Below are 683 nucleotides of genomic sequence, written 5' to 3' on the forward strand. Positions count from 1 at the left end.
ATTGTACCTGTCATAAAATATTTAAAATACCTAGACAATCTTTGAAAAGCTGAGAATACCTTAAAATTCTGTCCAAATTTACCAGTAAGTGTTTATCATCTATCAAATGAGCCAACGAGCTTCAGCGCTTGGTGTGGAACAGTATAGCAATCAATCAGAAATTCATTGCTCGGTTTTAATTTATATTACGAAATTATTAGGTAAAATTTTTTATGTGATATTTGTAGATAAAATCGAACGACACATACAGGCGTAAAAACAAATCACCACACACGTTAGCTGGGTATGGGGATTTCCACATCGGTGAGCAGGTTAAATGAAGGGCCACTTTCCACTCGGGAGGTGGCTCTTTTCTTGCGTTTTTTAAGGGCCCCCAAAAATAGGCTTTTGCAGGAGGAACCAATCAAGGATGATCTTTCATACATGTAGTGTATATCGCTGATGGGTATTCGTGTATTGGATAGCTTCACCCGTTCGGCAAAAGTTTACTAAGTAGCATATTTGGATACTGGAGGTAGTAATTATGGATGATTTCCAAAACGAACTTAAAAAGTTGAGAGTTGACAAATTCAAGGGTGGAGATGTATCGCCTTGGGAAAATGAAAGTCAGCAAGATGCAATGCTAGTTCAGAGAAGAGGCGGACGGTGTCAACGCTGCTCGTGCAGTTGTTCATGCAGTTGTT

At 38.9% G+C, this 683-nt stretch carries 1 protein-coding gene; it reads left to right on the forward strand.

Annotation, left to right across the window (positions count from 1 at the left end; translation table 11 throughout):
* Nucleotides 1-523: 523 nt before the first annotated feature.
* Nucleotides 524-683 (forward strand): heterocycloanthracin/sonorensin family bacteriocin (locus AYJ08_RS24875; RefSeq protein WP_157452788.1); only part of this gene is annotated, 160 nt, incomplete at its 3' end.

This window comes from Brevibacillus sp. SKDU10 (assembly GCF_001645205.1).
Classification (GTDB): Bacteria; Bacillota; Bacilli; order Brevibacillales; family Brevibacillaceae; genus Brevibacillus_B; species Brevibacillus_B halotolerans.